The sequence below is a fragment of the Novosphingobium sp. BAM6 genome (genome assembly GCF_057784955.1).
Genome location: NZ_JBYNTR010000020.1, coordinates 1 through 16,106, shown reverse-complemented (window position 1 = coordinate 16,106; position 16,106 = coordinate 1). Strand labels below are relative to the sequence as shown.

Genomic DNA, 16,106 nt, shown 5'->3' with positions numbered 1-16,106 from the left:
GATCCAGTACCATCCGGATCGCCCGCTGCCGAACCTCAGGGGCAAACTTGTTCGTCGTCTTGCTCATCGTAGACCCTCACTCTCAGGAGTTAGGGCCTCCGGCAATCCCGGTGCGGTTCAGGCAGCCGGACATACCAGTCCATAGGGAATCCAAAAAAATTGTCGTAAGGCCGGAGTCTATGGTCGAGCCCGCGCTTCCTGCTTGCAGGGATGTCAATACCCAATTGGCGCGTTGGCCTTCACTAACAGGACAATTACCGGGCGGTGACCGAACTGGTTTGCGGTAAAATACATATGCCGGGCGAAATGCTCACGGCCTTCGAACGCCAGAGCGAATGGCTCCTGCCCCTTGGACGCAAGACAGCGGTGGAACGGGTGGCATTCCTATTTCAAGAACTGCATGACCGCCTCTAGGGACAAAGCCCCTCTTCCCCGCACGAATACGCCATTTGCCTTACACAGCAGGAAATCGCGGACATCTGCGGCTTAACGCCCGTCCATGTAAATCGGGTTCTATCGCAACTCCGCCAAGGACCATGTCATCAAATGCGGGGGGCAAGATGTTGTCCGTTCCATGCCCTTGAACACTCGCGGCGATAGCGAAACATACCCAAAATAGCGTGGCCCGAAAAACAAACAATCGGCCGCCCATTGCACAAAATAGGCAACATCCTAAAAATTACCTCTAGCCTTTCTCGGCAGATCTTTCCTGATCCTTCAATGTTTTGAAATGCCCAATATTGCTACCTACAAACACTATAGCAATAATAATGCCAACAATAATTACAATCGCTATTGCTGCTTTACCCTTGCGGCGAGACCCAGGATTGTTCGGATTATTCATTTTGCGGGGCTTTCTCTCTGCAGCAGATTCAACATCCCACCATCTGTCAGCGACCGCTAACGGTACGGAAATGATCAATGATCCGCCGATCCAACTGATGTTCGAAACGAATGGCGAGCCGGTTTGCTTCTGAATGGTTCCACTCAATGCGGAAAGGCACGGGCCCAACAGCCCCGATCCAAAGATTTCCCGCATCCCCGGAAAAACGCGCTTCTGGATCAATCTGCAATTCGCATGAATCAGGCGCGAGACGAGCAACGCGGACGGAAATGGAACGCATCGAATTTATACATTCGCCAGGAACTGGCATGGCATGTCCCTTTCACCAGATCACACGTCAACGGATCACCGCGACTTTGTTTTCCAATTTTGCGAAAAAACTGATCTGTATTAAAAATCATCTCCCGATTCAGGCCGAGAAGCACTGCCTTTCGTAGCGCTAAAGTGCGTCATCATCGTCGAAATGGTGCGAAAATCGACATCGTCCTTTTCCGAAAGTCACCTTCATCCGCTCTTCTTGCGGCGGGTGTCCCACCCTTTTTTCGCTGCAGCCGATCTTTGCTCGTGAGTCTGGCTTGCTCCCCCGATATGCCCGCCCTTGCGTGATGACGCGTGGCTTTCCTTCTTTCCTCGCCCCGAACCCGATTTCTTGCCACCTCCTGACTCTTTGTTAACTGTGGCCCAGGCTCGCCGCTGCGCCTCGTCATGACCAACCCCGCGATCTTCATAGCCTTCCTCGATATGCTCGGCCTTTCGCTTCTGCTTGTCGGTATAGCTGGACTTGTCTCCACGCGGCATAACACGCTCCTTTGCGTTGTCAGAAAGATCTCGTTGCTCGGTAGTTGTCAGCCCTCCGGCGCTCTCTACGAAGACTGCCACCTGCTACAGAAAAACGATGGGGTGGTGTGTCCATGCGCGGGAATCAGCTGCTCTTTGCGACTGGGTGCCAAACGCCTTGCTGAACACGTGAGCGATGCTTCGTGACGCGATTCTCCTGCCTGAACGTCCTGTTTTCCAGATCGAGGACGACTGAAGGCGATATCGTTTTGTGGGACCATTTTTGCGGTCTGAATCCCTCATCTCTCGTCATCAGATTGCGGGAAATGCCTGGCGACAGTCAGAGGCGCATTCCCGACACATTTCCGCGCAGAGACGGCAATGCTCGTGGTCATGACGTCCACATTCTTCCGCACAGCTTTCGCACGTTATAACACACGTCTCGACCATCGTTCGCAATACTGCGGAATTGCTTCCTGTGTGTCTCATCGCCAGACGAGCCGTCGCGCCGCAGACATCAGCGCAGTCGAGGCAGGCCCGGATGCATTGTCGCATGTCTTCATCTTCCGCGATGCAGGCGTCCGCGCAAGATGTACACAAAGCCGCGCAGAAAAGTGCATGACGTGCTGCAGTAGCAAGTTCTTCATTCAACGTATCGACGTCCGGATGAAGCGCGATCATGTTATGGAGAGACATCTCCTTATTCTCCTGCGTTGCGGCGGGCCACGAAGGCGTAATCGCTTGGAGAAGTGAAGGCTCCGTATCCTTGATCCATGTTATCGACACGCTGCCATCACGAGAAATCGCGTCGGCGTCTGGCATCGCCCCCCAATGCTGTAGGCACAATCTGCCTAAAGGGGTACGTTCGCCAACGCCCATATTTCGGTCGATCACCCCTGGGATTGCCCCCGTTGATCCGGGTCCGAAATTTCAAAGGTACTCGTGTGCAGGATAGTTGACCGTATTCATAATCCCGGCAACTCTTCATTGCTGAAGAGTTGCCGGGAACCACCCCCCTGCTTACCGCTTGTGAGTGCCGAACAAGGAGGCAGTCCATGCCCGCACGCGCATACTGGAAAGGCCATATCCGTCTGGCTCTCGTCTCGATCCCGATCGAGGTCTATCCCGCTACGCGATCGGGAGCGGCGATTGCCTTCCACCAGATTCATGAGCCAAGCGGCAAGCGCATCCGCTATGAAAAGGTCGCGCCCGGCGTCGGCCCAGTCGACCGCGACGAGATCATCAAGGGCTTCGAGATTTCCAAGGGCAGTTACGTTTTGCTCGACGAAGAAGAGATCGAAGCGGTCAGGATCGAAAGTCGCAAGACGCTCGAACTTGTCCAGTTCGTCGATGCCCACGAGATCGACGTGCTCTATTACGAGAAGCCCTATTTCGTCGTCCCGGCCGATGATTTGGCAGAGGAGGCTTATAGCGTATTGCGCGAAGCGCTGCGCAAGGCCCGAAAGGTCGGCCTTGGCCAGCTGGCGGTGCGCGGGCGTGAACAACTGGTCTCGATCAAACCGTGCGGGCGCGGACTGGTGATGGAAGTGCTGCGCTATGCCGACGAGGTCCAGAAGGCCCAAGGCTACTTCCGCGAGATCAAGGACACGGCACCGGATACCGATCTTCTAGACCTTGCAACCACGCTAATCGAAAAGAAGTCCGCGCCGTTCAAACCGGCCGAATTCCACGACCGCTATGTCGATGCGCTCCATCGCTTGATCGACAAGAAGTCCAAGTCCAGGAGCAAAAAGCGTATACTTGAGGATGTCGAAGAACCGACCCATGGAAAGGGGAACGTCATCGACCTGATGGCGGCGCTCAAAAAGTCAGTCGGGGGCAAGCCCGCCAGCAAGTCCACCTCATCGAAGCGCAAAACCGCGGTGGAGACGACCTCTTCGTCGAGTGGTAGCCGTGCACGCAAGAAAGCGTAGCGGCAAGAGCGGAAGCGCCGCTGCCGATCTCTTCGCGCAATATAACCGCAAACGGGATTTCGCGAAGACCGCCAAACCTACCGGCAAAAGTGGCAGGACCCGTGGCAATTCCTTTATCGTGCAGAAGCACGCCGCCCGGCGGCTGCACTGGGCTTTCCGTCTCGAAGTCGACGGCGTGCTCAAGTCCTGAGCGGTAACGTGTGGACCGAGCGCCGATCCCGACGACAAGCGCCTTGCCGTGCGCGCCGAGGATCATCCGTTATCCCATGGCGAATTCGAAGGTGGTATTCTCAGAAGGGAGTATGGCGGCGGCACAGTGATGCTTTGGGATAAAGGTACCTGGCCGCCGATCGCGGGCAAGAGCGCGAGGGACATCGAAGAAGTGAACTGATGCGGTGGATGCCTCCCTTCACCGCATTAGTTCAGCCAACCATGGCAATTGAAAGTCACCGGGAAAAACCCAGCGCCGTAAAAGCTTCGGGTCGGTTGGGAGGGCCTTGAAGGCCTTCGGGTCACAGCCGTCATATTCGCTGCAAAGCGTTAGGCTGTAAACTCATAAAATGCCTTGAGGATTGGCTGTTCGCATGATTCAGAGTGTTCCAGACTTGGAGGGCTTGATGGCACGACGGCGGTACGAACTGACAGATCGGGAATGGGCGATTATTGAGCCGTTGTTGCCCAACAAGCCACGGGGCGTGGCACGGGTGGATGATCGCCGAGTTCTCAACGGGATCATGTGGCGCTTTCGCTCGGGAGCGACGTGGGCCGAAGTGCCAGAGCGCTACGGACCTTCGACGACCTGCTACAATCGGTTCGTGCGCTGGCGCAAAGCCGGGGTCTGGGACCGGCTGCTGGCGGCGGTTTCCGCTGGATATAATGGCGAACTGGTGATGATCGATTCCACCTGCATGCGCGTCCACCAGCACAGTGCGACGGGCAAAAAGGGGGAAGCTGCGATCGTGGCATGGGACGTTCCCGGGGCGGTCTCACCAGCAAACTCCATGCTCTTGCCGATGCTGACGGACGCCCTGTCAGCCTGAGGCTGACAGGTGGGCAGGTTCACGACGCCTGCGAAGCCGAGGCGCTGATCGAAGCCATTCCCGAAGGTGCAACTCTGCTGGGCGACAAGGGATATGACAGCAACGCCATTCGCGAGGCGGCTGCGACCAGGAACGTCTGGGCCAACATTCCCAACCGATCAAACCGCAAGCAGCGCTTCGCCTTCTCGCCATGGCTCTACAAGCAGCGAAACCTCGTCGAACGCTTCTTCAACCGCATCAAGCAGTTCCGCGGTATCGCCACCCGATACGACAAAAAACCCGCCAACTTCCTCGCAGCCATCAAGATCATATGCATCCGCATCTGGTGCAGCGCGTAATGAGTCTACGCGGTAACAGGTTGCATCGCTTCAAGGATTTGTTGGCTCATCAGCAAGATGGAGGAACCATCTGACACGATCAGCATTATGCACTCACCGACGGCGCTTACCCCCGTTTGTCTCGTCGGTAGTTGATCGGGCCGGCCAACCTGCCCTGGTAACCGGCCCGATCACGAATAGCGGACGTCAGCACAGCCTGAAGCGCTTCTCCCGTCAGATCCCAATCTAGATCAAGACGCTGAAACTATCGTCGATGGGCCGTGTTGAGGTTATGCCAGCGCGACTTCCCACCCCCGAAGCGCTGGACTTGATCGGGCTGGCCCGTTGGCTGAATACTGCGGGCCAGCTCGATCATAGCGCGATCACTGGGGACCGCGTGGTGGGGCTCCGTCCTGCCGGCGCCTGTCACCAGGTGCCGGCACTTTTTTGAGCCCTGATGCTTTGAAGCTCTGTTTGGCGCAGCACTAGATATCCACGAATGGCAAATAAGAAGGTGCTAGTGGCTTGCGCCATAGAAAGAATTTTGCCACCGCCCTATTTACTGCGATGCTCGGTTACAACACGCGACCTGTCGCCGACATCGCAGTACCATTTTTCATACATACATTAGGACAGCAGCTTGGACTGTCGTTCGACCGCCTATTGATTTGGCGCCTTCTCGATGGCAAGCCACCGCACGGCTGCGGGTTACGGCAGTCCATTCGATGGAGCCCCGCAGTCAACCGATCTTCGCGCAACAGGCCGCACCAGCGCGTCTAGTTCATGATCGGCGGAACAGCGCTGTCTTGAGGATGAACCCATTCAAAGCTTTCGAGGATCGGAACTTCCTCCAGAGGCTGAGTGGTCTTTTGAATAATCGTGAGCCAGAGGCCGTCGAAATCAGGGATGACCGCCATGGCCGGGCTTTCGGCTTGAGGAAACACGCTGGGGTCCACTTCGACCGCAACGCCTAACCGTATCGATGGCTCGAGCACATGCTTGCGCTGAATATGGATGCAAAGTTCTATAGCCCAACCATATTAACGACATGATTTTTTCTGTCACGGCCACAAACAACCCGAGGCAGGGAACTCCCGGAACCATGTGGCCGGAGCGGCATTATGCACTCACCGACGGCGCTGCCCCCCTGTTTGTTTCGTCGGCAGTTGATCGGGCCGGAGAGGTTCTCCCTGAGCTACCGGCCCGATCACGAGCCTCCGCATGCCGTGGCCTTCAAGACAGGAATGCCATTGGTTGCTAGCTGCCAGAACCGGACGGTCCTTTCCTATGAGCGTCAAATTGGCAGCTGAGCGACTGAACCGGTCATTCGTGGGATAGGCGAATAACCAGGATTAGGCGTGCAATTGCATTTGCGGTATTGCGGCGCCTCTTACAATCCATCCGTAATCGGAGGTATGAAACTGACTTGCGCAAGCCGCCATGCACGGTCTTCTTGCTTGAGCCAATAATGGCGCGGATGCCGATCCTCCTCTGGCGCATATACGCCGTGGACTTCGGCTCGGATCAAGCGACCTGTCTCGCGCAGTCGAATAATCGCGTTTGGAAATTCATCACGCAGACGCTCTTCGAGTTTAAGCGCATCGCCGGAAAGCTTAGGGCTGGAAAGGGCCCGTGGTGAACCGTCGATCAATTCGGCGGTTGAAGATCGCAGCGCCTTGACGCCATCGCTGATCACATCGATCGAAATGATCGCCGCCGCTATGGAATCGGACCACCACCAGCCAAACCCAAGGCCTATGACCCCGGCAAGGCCCGCCGCCCCGGTCAGCCAATTCGCTTTGTTCATAAGGGCATCGGTATGCAGCAGCTTGTCGTTCAGCTGCTCGGCGAGTGGTAGCTCCTTCCGTCCGATAAGCATGGGCGGAATAAGCGAATAAAGCTGTGCTGCGATCATCAGCCACCCAAGCCAGAAATCATGGCCCAGCAGCGCGATTGATCCGACCGTCGCGTGGTCGGCAGTCACAAGGGCTACGACCGCGTTATAGAGTAGAAGCAACCCCACCGCCGTAAGAGCGACTGCCGCAACGAAAAAGCCGAGCCCGTTGACCCGCTCGAAGCCGAATGGAAATCTTTTGGACCTCTCGCCCTTCAGTTCCATGTGAGCGGCGATGAGAAACATGATCGGAGGTACGACACCAAGGGTGTCCTCTACCCATGCCGTCTTCATGGTTTGGCTTTGGCCGAGCACGAGCCCCATCACGACGATGATGGTCGACGTCCAGAACAGGTTCCAATATTCCAGCCTGATAGCAGCGCGCATGGTATTGCGAAGTTCGGTTGGCAAACTGTTGCTCATTGGCTTCTCGCTTCCGCTGAAACGGCGCGCGATGCGCGTTCCACAAGCATGATCCAACGGTTCTCACCGTTTCGCATCGCTGCCTTCAGTTCGAGTGGATCGCTTTTTGGACCTGATGCTCGCAGGGGCGGCCCGAAAGCTACCTCCGTCTTCCACGGACTGGCTTTGGTGAACTCACCTAAAACGAGATCGAGGTTTCCATCAGACACTCGTTGGAGAAGATCTTCCGCTGTGCCAACCGCAATACTCGGATGTGCGTAGATGCGCTTGGAAATCTCGCCTATCAGCTGCTGGCCCTCCTTCCTGCGTTCGGTGCCGGCAACCATTCCAACTTTGAACTGCCTTTCATGCGCAATCCTTTGTGACGTATTTTCCGGATCGCGCGGCAAAGCCTCACAACCTGGCAGCAGGATTGCCGTTACAAGGATGGCCCATTTCATGTTGAAGCGGTATTTGTTCATCATCGCTAATAGAACGACGCAGTCCCTATGTGGTTTCGTCAACATAGAGATGTAGCAGGGACATTATGCGGAAACTTCAGACAGGGCTTTGCATGCTTTTGCTTTACGTACCACAGGCGGCTTTCGCGCAGGATAGCGGATCATCTTTGGCAGCGCGGAATTGCGCATCGAGAGGCCGCCATTGCAGCCTACACGGTCGAGCTCGGACCGCTCGGTGGCATTTGGACTAGCTAATTGACAACTGGGCAAAACAGCGAGCCGCGAGAGGGTCAATTGACGTTGAAAGATATCCAGCGGCGCTATGGACTAGCGGCACAAACTAAAGTCCAGCTTTCACGGAGAGCATATGGGCGCACGACGAGGCGCGATCACCAAACGAGGCCCTGCACGACAATGGAATCGGGGTCCAGCTAAGCCTAAAGGCCCTCAATGATTGCCTTTAGGCTTAGCTGGACGGGTTAAAGATCAGGGATAAACTGGTCGGCCCGACCCCACATCGCGAGATTTTTCGATGATGCACGCTTCAGCATTTCGGCACCATCGCCGATGTGCCAGCGGGACGGCTTATGAAGATTGCGCAGTTCTTCCCAGGTGACTGGGACCGCAAGCGGGGCGTGTTCGCGGTTGCGCGCGCTGTAGGGCATCACCGCTGTGGCGCCGCGCTGGTTGCGCAGATAGTCAATGAAAATCCGTCCGGTCCGTCTCGCTTTCGAAAGCGCAGCAGTGAAGCGGGTCGGCTCCGACTGCTCCAGCGCCGTGGCAAAGCGATGGGCAAAGTCCTTCACCACCGGCCACTCCGCCGACGGAGTGAGCGGCGCGATGACGTGAACCCCTTTCCCACCGGTCACCATCGGAAATGTCGTAAGCCCCATTTCGGACAAAAGATTGCGCATATGGAATGCGGCAGACACGACATCCTTGAAATCAAGGCCCTCGTCAGGATCGAGGTCGAACACGAGTCTGTCCGCCTTCTCGACATCCTCGATCCGCGCCCCCCAGCCATGGAACTCGATTGTACCCATCTGCACGCAAGTGAGAAGGCCGGTAGGCGTATCGACGAAGAGATAGGCTTCTTCATGTCCATCCTTTTCCCGGATGCCGACCTGCCTGACTGTATCGCCGAAACTGCCGGCGTCGTGCTTCTGGAAAAAGCATTTCTTCGCCCGCCCCTGCGGGCACCGTACCAAGCTGATAGGCCGGCTCCCCGCCCATGGCAGCATGATGGGCACCACGGTTTCGTAATAATCCGCCAACTGACCCTTGGTGAGCTTGCCTTCGGGAAAGATCACCCGTTCGCGGTTGCTGATATTCACTATGCTGATCGAAGAAGCAGTGGCCACATCAACCGCTGCTTCCTTTTCGATGACCACCGCTTCTGGCTTCTTGTCCTCACGCAAGCCGAGATAGCTGGGATGGCGTAAGACCCCTTCATCCGTGAATTCCAGATACGCGATCTCTGCGACAAGCTTTGGCTCGATCCAGCGGGCCCCGCGCACGGCGGCGCGCGGAGCCTCGACAGTTGGTTCGTTTCGGGCGAGCGGAGCCATGATTTCCATCAGCCGCGTGATCTCCTCGCCGGCGAAGCCAGTACCTACTTTTCCCGCGTAACGAAGCTGGCCATCCTCGTTGACGGCCAGTAGCAGCGAGCGGAATCCGCGCTGCTTGTCCGAAGGGGTGAAGCCAACGATCACGAATTCCTGACGGCGTATGCACTTGGTCTTCATCCAGTTGCCGCTCCGCGATCCGCTGTAGCGCGCGTCGGCGCGCTTTGAGATCACCCCTTCCAACCCGACATCGCAAAAGCTGGTCAACAGCTTCTCTCCATTGCCGACGATATGGTCGGAGTAGCGAAGGTGCCCCTTTTGCTGGGCCAGGAGCTCGGCAAGCTTTTCTTTCCGCTTGATGAGCGGGAGGCCAGTCAGATCCTCCCCATTCAGTTCAAGCAGATCGAAAGCAAAATAATCGATCTTGCCAGGATCATCCTTCAGCGCAGCCTGAAGGGCCGCAAAGCTGGTACGACCATCGGCCAGTGTTACCACGGCCTCGCCGTCGATCAGCGCGCTGTCGACATCGAGCTGGACAGCTTGGGCGATCAGACCCGCAAATCGATCCGACCAATCGAGCCCTGATCGGGTATAGGCCCGCCCTTCGCCACCGCCCACGGCAATGAGCGTTCGGTAGCCGTCATATTTAAGCTCATGCAGCCAGCGGTCGCCTGATGGCACATGGTCCACTAGAGCTGCAAGCTGGACCGGTTGAAAGGGCGGCAGCTTGCCGTTCTTGTTGCGCTGGCTCGGAGCAGCTTTTCTTGCCGGCGCGGATACCGCCGCTTTGGCCCTTACATTGCGTTTCGGTATCGTTTTGCCAGCGGCGATCTCTTCCATCGTGCGGCCGCTGTCTACACTGGTGAGATGTATCCCGATAAGATGATCCGAGCCAGCGGCGAACTCATCCTCGATCTTTCGCAGAATCCAGTTTTCGCCTTTTTCGCGTCCGCGAGGCTTGAGGCGGAACATGATCCACTCACCCTGCATCCGGCGTCCATGTAGCGTGAAATGCAGATGGCCCTCGGCCAATGTCTTGCTTGGATCCTTTCCCGGGACCGGCTCCCAGGTGCCATTGTCCCACAGCATCACGGTGCCACCGCCATATTCACCTTTCGGAATCGTACCCTCGAAACGCGCATAGTCGAGTGGATGGTCCTCCGTGCGAACCGCCAGGCGCTTGTCGTCGGGGTTTGGACTTGGTCCACGCGTCACGGCCCAGCTGACCAGCGTGCCGTCGAGCTCAAGGCGAAAATCATAATGGAGGCGACTCGCGGCATGTTTCTGCACGACGAAGCCGTTGCCTGCTGGCGGCGTGGATACTCCTGACGGCTCAGAGGTCCGTGTGAAATCGCGCTTGCCTCGATACTTAGCAAGACGCTCTTCTGCTGACGCCATTTTTGCTTTTGAAGCTATTACCATGTCCGCTCCGATCGAGATTGCAAATTGCGGAATGTTTACGGCGTTCCTCTATTCTCCGGTCTGACTGTTGGGCGCAGCGACAGCCTTGGACTCTGGAGACTCGCGCTGCCGCAAGAATATCGAAAGGACGACCAGCACGGCGGTCGAAAGGAACTCGCTTTGCCAATTCTGGAAAGATTCAAACCACAGTTGCCCGTCGGCAAGATAGGCCAGGACTGAGAGCGGTGTCTCACCGTGCTCCAGCGCATCCTCCGCCGCCGCGTGCGCACTCTGAAACCAGTGCATTGCAAACGACGCTGCAAATAGCAGAGCGAGCACAAAGCCAAGAGATCGGGCGTACAAGACGCGCAACGCCGGTCCTTTGTGCAATACGGATGGCGCTCCGGGCCGATAAGCCTGATGGTCCAGATGTTCGTCTCGTTTGGGATCATCAGGATCTTTAGATTCAGCAGAGCCCTGCTGGATTAGAAACGCGGTGAGAACCACATAGGCTGCCATTTGCAAGAACTCGCTCTCCCAGTTTTCGAAAACCGACGAAAGAAATTGCGGACTGGCGGCATAGGCAAATAGCGACAAGCTTGGCTCGACATGCCTTCGGGCATCTTCCAACGCGACATGCCATCCCGAAATCCACTGCCCGACGATGCAGATCGCAAACAGGGAAAGCAGGGCAATCGTCAGCCCGTTGTTCTTCAGCCACCTCATGGGGATCTCTCTCCCATTCTTTCGGCCGTCCATAGCAACACCTGGAGAACAAATCGGTTCGCTGGACAAGGTGCTAGCACTTCAAGCTGGCCAGCCAGCCATCGACCGTAAGTTCCGAGGTCGCCGAAGTGTCTGCGCCCATGCTCTGTACCATGATTTCCAAGGCCCATTGGCCCCGGTCTTCATGTTCTGCAGCGACCGCATCTGAAGGCACCCATAGGTCGTAGTCACGCATATGGGCATCTGCCGCAGTGAACAGGACGCATATGTCCGTGGCAATCCCGCTCAAAACCAGTTTGCTGACGCCAAGGTGCGGTAACAGGACCGGCAGGTTTGTCGCATAGAAGGCGGAAAACTGCGGTTTGATTATGAAATAATCGGTCGGCGCCGGCTGCAGCAGCTCAGTAGCAGGATTTTTAATTTCCAAAGCACGGGCAATCAGGCTGGAAGCTTCCGAATGCCAATCGCCAAAATTGTCATTTACGTAAATGACTGGCCATTGGCGATCACGAAACTCGCCTCGCAAGCGATGAATGTTACGCGCCGCTGCCAGCGCGGACGGTTGGAGGTCGTCAGCTCCTTCAAAATCGAAGCAGTTGACCATGTCCAGAATGAGCAAGCCTGGACGATCACGTAATTCAGGGGGCTTCTTCAAACTGGCGAGACTTATCTCACCTATGAAGGTGCGGGGCGAATAGCGATCCGGCGCCGGGCGGTTGCCACTTACCGTATCCTTTTGCAATTTTGACGGCTTGCGCGTCCAGCTTGTCATGATCGTTTCCTACGCAATTGATAAGCTCCTGCGCGCAATCCTCACCACGGATCCTTACTTCGGATATCCGGGCTTGTCTGGATTCGCTCCGCGCAGCTTTTACCTCTTCAGCGTGTCACGTCTCCGTCTCGGCGCTCCTTGGCCGGATATTCATCCGGATTTACTTCACCCACCATTGGGCGGTCTTCGATCTTTTCGGGCTTCTGTCCGCCACCCGCGCGAGGATCATGATGCTCGTCGGGGCGAGCGTCGCCTAAAGCACCGCGCGGCGTCTCCGATGGGTGTGCCGGGTCCGGGCCGCGGTCATCCTTATCTGGGCTAGTCATGGAGCGTCCTTTCAGTGATGCAGACTGAAGAAGAATCCGCGTCCGTTGTTCCAGTCTAGAAGCGCAAGGCTAACCTCGATCAATGTATTTCAATCCGGATGGCAGGGATTGCCCCTGAAAGGTGTTGTACTTCGTCGCTCTAAATGGGCGCTTCATCCGATCAGGGTCAAAATCGCAACCTGGATCAATGCTGCCCTGAAATGAAACCCTACCGAATATGCAGGGAGCGGGCAAACCGGAGAGGCGCATAGCATGACTGATCCTTCCGCGTTGTCATATCGCGAGTTCCGCAAACACGACCATCTGGCGCGTAAGAACGATATCCAGGAGAATATCCTTCGCATCGAGGAAGGCTGGGCGAGCCGTAATTGCGTCCTGCCCGACGGCCGCAGAGCGATAACCTCGTTTTTTCTTCCAGGTGATTATTGTGAGCCTCATTGGCTGCTGTCGGGGAAGGCTGACCTGCCAATTGTAGCCCTGACCAACATAAAAGCGCGACTAATCCCTTTGGCAGACATTCACAGTCGACGTGAGCACGGGGTTAAGGACCTACTCGGCAGCATACTAACAATGCACCGCCGTCAGACCGACATGGCCGTGAGCTTGGCGCGCAAATCCGCCCTTGAACGTGTTTCCGGCCTGCTTCACGAGCTCTTTACACGGCTTGACGCTGCCGGGCAGGCGGTTGGCGACCGGTGCAGCATCCCGCTCACTCAGCAAGATATCGCGGACATGCTTGGTTTGACACCGGTGCACGTGAACCGCGTGCTGAGCGAGCTCAAGAGCCGCGGTACGATTAGGTTAGCCAGCAAGACCTTACGTATACTGAATCCCGCGACCTTTGACGCTTCGCATTCGTCTTTTGCAGAGCCGGGGAGCCCGTCACGGATCCCCCCTATTTCATCTCGACCGAAGGTGGTCGCCGCGTAATTGAAACTTACAGGCTGCTATCGCTGATTCCATTGAGCGTGGGCTCGAATTATGCGAGCATCAATCCGATCCCGATAAAGGCAACGCCGATGGCTCTGAGAGAGTATTTGCCAAGGGTCGTCAATCCGTAGTCTCCCAGAATCGTGCTCGCGACGACAATCAAGCCGAATGCGCTCAGGATCATCATCGGGATGGAGAGATGCGCCATTGAAACCGCCCTTTGATCGCACTGAATGTGATCACCGCACACGCGAACGATTTGGGTGCGTTGACCTATGTTAACGCCGGAACGTTTAGAGGTGGGAACAAAGCCTACGGTCATGGGCTCTACTGTCGCGCTGCCGGAAGGACGGCGCAGGTTATGAATAACCCCTTTGTCCTCAAACTCCAGCACGGCGCCAAGCTGACGGAAGAGGATCGAGAAACTCTCCGTGCGGTGAGCTGCGCTACGCGCCCGCTACACGCCAGGCAGGACATCATTAGCGAAGGCGAACCGCCTCTCAACGTCCACTTGCTAATGGAGGGGCTGGCTTGTCGCTACAAACTGCTGCCGGATGGAAAGCGACAAATTGTTGCACTGTTTGTGTCTGGCGACATTTGTGACCTCCACGTCCAAATCCTGGGGTGCATGGACCATAGCATCGGCACCCTGACCGCTTGTCGACTTGCTGAACTGAGCCCTGCCACCGTCGCGCGGTTGACGGCGAATCCAAGGATTAACCGCGCCTTGTGGTGGGCGACGCTGGTAGATGAGGCGACGTTGCGCGAGTGGCTGGTCAACATGGGTCAGCGTTCTGCAGATCGCCAGCTTGCTCATCTATTGTGTGAGCTGCTCATGCGGTACCGCCTCGTGGAAATGGCCAAGGATGATAGCTTCCAGCTTCAGATGACGCAGGAGGAGCTTGCCGACACCACCGGGCTCACGACGGTCCACGTCAATCGTATGGTGCGCGCGCTTCGTGAAGGGAGCCTTATCTCTATCGAAGGGAAACGTATTTTTGTGCCTGATGTGACCGCACTCACAGAGTTTTGTGATTTTGACGCTAACCACCTGCATCTTGACGATAAATCGCGCCAGTTGGGGCGGCGGCGCTGAAGCGAGACACCCACAAATGTATTAAAACCTCCGCTACCCTATGATGATCGGCTTGTGGCAAATGTCCTCGCTAAGCGGATTCCGGCCGCACGAGATACCAAAAAGGAAAGCCGAGCCCTCGATCTTCTGATCGGTCGCCTCCAAGCGCCAAGCCTAGCTGAAACCATCTCTCATTTCACTCTGCGGCCACCGCGAACCATTTCCTCGACCCAAGTCAGCAGAAGGTCGTGATAGGCCTTGCGACATGTCTCGTCGCGCAGCGCGTGATCGGCGCCCTTGAGAATGCGATAGCTGAGTGAATTACTGTGATGAAAAGATGAGATGAACGAGCTTATAGTCTCGTGCGGTACGTAGTTATCATTCTCGGATTCAACAATCAGCACATCTCCGGCAAATGCCTCGCAGGCAGCGAGCGCCTTATCGTGCTGTCCGGTACGGAAATGGCTGCGGTAAGTCATGATCTGATCCCGAGGGAGCAGTGCTTTGGGTTTTTCCCAATGCTCGTCGGGATATAGCGCTGGGACCCTTAAAGCCAGCCAGGCTACAGGTCGATATTTGGTCAGCAGCGCAGAGAGGTAACCGCCATAACTTGTCCCGACCACAGCGATTGCCGAACGATCGACCTGCGGCTGCGAGGCCAGGAAATCGTAGGCGGCAAGGACATCAGCCAACCCGTCCGATCGAGTAACTGTATTGCGCTCGACGTCGTGACGCGCATGACCGCGCAGGTCAAATGTGAAGCAGATGCAGCCCAGTTGGGCAATTTCTTCAGCGCGAGCCAGATCCTGAACCTGCGACCCGCCCCAGCCATGCACGAAGAGGACACCCGGTATCAGCTTCGCTGGCAAGAGCAGCGTTCCATCAAGCGTTTGCCCTTCGACATTTATCGTTACGCCTTTACGTCCTTCGATCATCGTCTCTCTGCATACTTGTCGAGAAGTCCGACCGCCGGATCTCTCCCATGAAAATAGATGGTGGCACCGGGCGGCAGAACCGATGTGCCTCCGTAAACTTCGACCGTAGCTGTCTCCACCATTTCAAGGTCTGGATCTGCGGCGAAAGCTTCAAAAGCGGCAATTTCCGCGCCGCTCGCTCCGCCCGCGCGCCAACTTTGTTCAAGCACCCCAATCTTTCGCAATCCTTGCGCATCGGTGCCGGACACTACATCGTAATTGCGACGCGACGCGATTATATCGGGATAAGCATCGAAAACCGCCGCATCGAAATGCCGCGCCTTAGCGACAATCTCAGTGAGAGAGGGCATTTCGCATGGCGTTGCGAGTGCTGCCCACCCGCCGCGGACACATCGCAAGTGCGAACCCGCATAGACTTGGGCGCCACGGTTATCGCGCGTGAGGTTCTGCGTACCCCAATAGGCGATCGAGTCTCCGAACAGGCTTACCGTTCCTACACTGTAGGTTTTTACCGCCTCTAGGTTTTCTTCTATGACGAGACCGGTGCGTCGCAGTGCTGTTGGATCGTAACTAACAACGGCGGCATCTAGTGGATTGACTCCAACGTTTGGAACCCGCGATTTCGAGCGGCGATAATGTCGTCCGGATTAGCCTTCCAGATGAAAGGCTTGGGGTTGTCGGCGTTGTATTCGCGGATGAACCGGTTG

18 protein-coding genes and 2 pseudogenes are annotated in these 16,106 nt (G+C 56.5%); 7 read left to right on the top strand and 13 right to left on the bottom strand.

What is annotated here, in order from left to right; genetic code table 11:
• Positions 1–264 precede the first annotated feature (264 nt).
• Together AC3EC3_RS19340 and AC3EC3_RS19335 are read left to right on the top strand one after the other, a co-directional pair.
• The gene (locus tag AC3EC3_RS19340) at positions 265–414 is read left to right on the top strand and encodes a hypothetical protein (RefSeq protein ID WP_260929189.1); all 150 of its coding nucleotides are present in this window, start codon (positions 265–267) and stop codon (positions 412–414) included.
• A 33-nt stretch (positions 415–447) separates the two neighbouring features.
• Positions 448–600, top strand: coding sequence for a helix-turn-helix domain-containing protein (locus tag AC3EC3_RS19335; protein ID WP_488491210.1), 153 nt, complete (start codon positions 448–450; stop codon positions 598–600).
• An 85-nt stretch (positions 601–685) separates the two neighbouring features.
• Here AC3EC3_RS19335 and AC3EC3_RS19330 read toward each other — a convergent pair whose 3' ends face one another.
• The 3 genes from AC3EC3_RS19330 to AC3EC3_RS19320 all read right to left on the bottom strand — a co-directional run bounded on the left by AC3EC3_RS19330 (position 686) and on the right by AC3EC3_RS19320 (position 2,302).
• Entirely contained in the window at positions 686–1,066 is a 381-nt protein-coding gene (locus AC3EC3_RS19330; protein WP_488491207.1) for a hypothetical protein, read from the bottom strand.
• A 282-nt stretch (positions 1,067–1,348) separates the two neighbouring features.
• A complete protein-coding gene (locus AC3EC3_RS19325; protein WP_260929186.1) occupies positions 1,349–1,642 on the bottom strand; it encodes a plasmid stabilization protein in 294 nt (97 codons plus the stop codon).
• A gap of 291 nt (positions 1,643–1,933) precedes the next feature.
• Positions 1,934–2,302 carry a four-helix bundle copper-binding protein gene (locus tag AC3EC3_RS19320; protein WP_260929693.1) on the bottom strand — a complete coding sequence of 123 codons (369 nt, stop codon included), beginning with the start codon at positions 2,300–2,302 and terminating at the stop codon, positions 1,934–1,936.
• A gap of 374 nt (positions 2,303–2,676) precedes the next feature.
• Here AC3EC3_RS19320 and ku point away from each other — a divergent pair, with 374 nt between their 5' ends.
• The 3 genes and pseudogenes from ku (at position 2,677) to AC3EC3_RS19305 (ending at position 4,933) form a co-directional block, all read left to right on the top strand.
• Positions 2,677–3,555 carry a non-homologous end joining protein Ku gene (ku, locus tag AC3EC3_RS19315; RefSeq protein WP_260929185.1) on the top strand — a complete coding sequence of 293 codons (879 nt, stop codon included), beginning with the start codon at positions 2,677–2,679 and terminating at the stop codon, positions 3,553–3,555.
• A pseudogene (locus tag AC3EC3_RS19310) lies at positions 3,536–3,937 on the top strand (DNA polymerase ligase N-terminal domain-containing protein); the annotation flags it as partial. The gene ku and the pseudogene AC3EC3_RS19310, both read left to right, overlap by 20 nt.
• A 235-nt stretch (positions 3,938–4,172) precedes the next feature.
• Positions 4,173–4,933 (top strand): IS5 family transposase gene (locus AC3EC3_RS19305; protein WP_488491209.1). Its coding sequence is split into 2 segments (ribosomal slippage): positions 4,173–4,509 and positions 4,509–4,933, totalling 762 coding nucleotides; the frame shifts between segments, so codons are not numbered across the junction.
• Between the two features lie 755 nt (positions 4,934–5,688).
• Here the strand turns inward: AC3EC3_RS19305 and AC3EC3_RS19300 are convergent.
• From AC3EC3_RS19300 to AC3EC3_RS19275, 6 genes are all read right to left on the bottom strand, one after another.
• Complete coding sequence (locus AC3EC3_RS19300; RefSeq protein WP_260929184.1) at positions 5,689–5,868, bottom strand: hypothetical protein; 180 nt, start codon at positions 5,866–5,868, stop codon at positions 5,689–5,691.
• Positions 5,869–6,302: 434 nt separating this feature from the next.
• On the bottom strand, positions 6,303–7,193 hold the full coding sequence (locus AC3EC3_RS19295) for a cation efflux transmembrane domain-containing protein (RefSeq protein WP_488491206.1): 891 nt from the start codon (positions 7,191–7,193) through the stop codon (positions 6,303–6,305).
• A 32-nt stretch (positions 7,194–7,225) separates the two neighbouring features.
• Positions 7,226–7,693: a hypothetical protein gene (locus AC3EC3_RS19290; protein ID WP_488491205.1), complete on the bottom strand. Its 468-nt coding sequence runs from the start codon at positions 7,691–7,693 to the stop codon at positions 7,226–7,228.
• A gap of 455 nt (positions 7,694–8,148) precedes the next feature.
• On the bottom strand, positions 8,149–10,632 hold the full coding sequence (gene ligD / locus AC3EC3_RS19285; RefSeq protein ID WP_488491204.1) for a DNA ligase D: 2,484 nt from the start codon (positions 10,630–10,632) through the stop codon (positions 8,149–8,151).
• 72 nt (positions 10,633–10,704) lie between these two features.
• On the bottom strand, positions 10,705–11,361 hold the full coding sequence (locus tag AC3EC3_RS19280; protein ID WP_488491203.1) for a DUF6766 family protein: 657 nt from the start codon (positions 11,359–11,361) through the stop codon (positions 10,705–10,707).
• A gap of 73 nt (positions 11,362–11,434) precedes the next feature.
• Positions 11,435–12,133 (bottom strand): cysteine hydrolase family protein, encoded by a 699-nt coding sequence (locus AC3EC3_RS19275; protein ID WP_488491202.1) that lies wholly within the window; start codon positions 12,131–12,133, stop codon positions 11,435–11,437.
• 578 nt (positions 12,134–12,711) lie between these two features.
• Between AC3EC3_RS19275 and AC3EC3_RS19270 the strand changes: the two genes are divergently transcribed.
• On the top strand, positions 12,712–13,389 hold the full coding sequence (locus AC3EC3_RS19270) for a Crp/Fnr family transcriptional regulator (protein ID WP_488491201.1): 678 nt from the start codon (positions 12,712–12,714) through the stop codon (positions 13,387–13,389).
• Between the two features lie 49 nt (positions 13,390–13,438).
• Here the strand turns inward: AC3EC3_RS19270 and AC3EC3_RS19265 are convergent, their stop codons facing one another.
• Positions 13,439–13,711 carry a hypothetical protein gene (locus tag AC3EC3_RS19265; protein ID WP_488491200.1) on the bottom strand — a complete coding sequence of 91 codons (273 nt, stop codon included), beginning with the start codon at positions 13,709–13,711 and terminating at the stop codon, positions 13,439–13,441.
• A 39-nt stretch (positions 13,712–13,750) separates the two neighbouring features.
• Between AC3EC3_RS19265 and AC3EC3_RS19260 the strand changes: the two genes are divergently transcribed.
• Positions 13,751–14,485 (top strand): Crp/Fnr family transcriptional regulator, encoded by a 735-nt coding sequence (locus tag AC3EC3_RS19260; protein WP_488491199.1) that lies wholly within the window; start codon positions 13,751–13,753, stop codon positions 14,483–14,485.
• 170 nt (positions 14,486–14,655) lie between these two features.
• Here AC3EC3_RS19260 and AC3EC3_RS19255 read toward each other — a convergent pair whose 3' ends face one another.
• The 3 genes and pseudogenes from AC3EC3_RS19255 to AC3EC3_RS19245 all read right to left on the bottom strand — a co-directional run.
• Positions 14,656–15,399, bottom strand: coding sequence for an alpha/beta hydrolase family protein (locus AC3EC3_RS19255; protein WP_260929172.1), 744 nt, complete (start codon positions 15,397–15,399; stop codon positions 14,656–14,658).
• A complete protein-coding gene (locus AC3EC3_RS19250; RefSeq protein ID WP_488491208.1) occupies positions 15,396–15,932 on the bottom strand; it encodes a DUF3182 family protein in 537 nt (178 codons plus the stop codon). Before AC3EC3_RS19250 ends, AC3EC3_RS19255 begins: the two co-directional genes overlap by 4 nt.
• Positions 15,933–15,985: 53 nt before the next feature.
• Positions 15,986–16,106: pseudogene (locus tag AC3EC3_RS19245) on the bottom strand (IS630 family transposase); the annotation flags it as partial.

Coding starts and splice junctions, on each gene's coding strand:
- AC3EC3_RS19325 (WP_260929186.1), bottom strand. CDS start 1,642: ATGCCGCGTGGAGACAAGTCCAGCTATACCGACAAGCAGAAGCGAAAG.
- AC3EC3_RS19265 (WP_488491200.1), bottom strand. CDS start 13,711: ATGACCGTAGGCTTTGTTCCCACCTCTAAACGTTCCGGCGTTAACATA.
- AC3EC3_RS19270 (WP_488491201.1), top strand. CDS start 12,712: ATGACTGATCCTTCCGCGTTGTCATATCGCGAGTTCCGCAAACACGAC.
- AC3EC3_RS19290 (WP_488491205.1), bottom strand. CDS start 7,693: ATGATGAACAAATACCGCTTCAACATGAAATGGGCCATCCTTGTAACG.
- AC3EC3_RS19275 (WP_488491202.1), bottom strand. CDS start 12,133: ATGACAAGCTGGACGCGCAAGCCGTCAAAATTGCAAAAGGATACGGTA.
- ligD (WP_488491204.1), bottom strand. CDS start 10,632: ATGGCGTCAGCAGAAGAGCGTCTTGCTAAGTATCGAGGCAAGCGCGAT.
- AC3EC3_RS19295 (WP_488491206.1), bottom strand. CDS start 7,193: ATGCGCGCTGCTATCAGGCTGGAATATTGGAACCTGTTCTGGACGTCG.
- AC3EC3_RS19280 (WP_488491203.1), bottom strand. CDS start 11,361: ATGAGGTGGCTGAAGAACAACGGGCTGACGATTGCCCTGCTTTCCCTG.
- AC3EC3_RS19320 (WP_260929693.1), bottom strand. CDS start 2,302: ATGATCGCGCTTCATCCGGACGTCGATACGTTGAATGAAGAACTTGCT.
- AC3EC3_RS19260 (WP_488491199.1), top strand. CDS start 13,751: ATGAATAACCCCTTTGTCCTCAAACTCCAGCACGGCGCCAAGCTGACG.
- ku (WP_260929185.1), top strand. CDS start 2,677: ATGCCCGCACGCGCATACTGGAAAGGCCATATCCGTCTGGCTCTCGTC.
- AC3EC3_RS19255 (WP_260929172.1), bottom strand. CDS start 15,399: ATGATCGAAGGACGTAAAGGCGTAACGATAAATGTCGAAGGGCAAACG.